Genomic DNA, 243 nt, shown 5'->3' with positions numbered 1-243 from the left:
AGTTTTTAACCATGTCTTTTTGACCGTTAATATCTTGGCTAAGGTATTGAGTCCACCACTGTGCAAGTTCTTTATGCTCAGTTTCACCCGCATCAACGCGCAATAATAAAAAGTCGTAAGCGGCTTTAAAGCGCGGTTGTTGCGTTAACCTGTACGCACGTTGGCCTGCACGTTTATCTAAACGGTGCTGGATGTGCCAAATATCGCGCGCACCCAACGTAAAGCGTTTTGGAACTGCAATAT

At 44.9% G+C, this 243-nt stretch carries 1 pseudogene; it reads right to left on the bottom strand.

The features are described 5' to 3' along the window. Positions 1–243: pseudogene (locus R2R70_RS22605) on the bottom strand (polynucleotide adenylyltransferase PcnB); the annotation flags it as partial.

The sequence above is a fragment of the Cobetia sp. SIMBA_158 genome (genome assembly GCF_046566945.1).
In the GTDB taxonomy this organism is placed as follows: Bacteria; Pseudomonadota; Gammaproteobacteria; order Pseudomonadales; family Halomonadaceae; genus Cobetia; species Cobetia amphilecti.
Note: the sequence above shows the minus strand (reverse complement) of the source record. Positions and strands in the feature narration are given on the sequence as shown.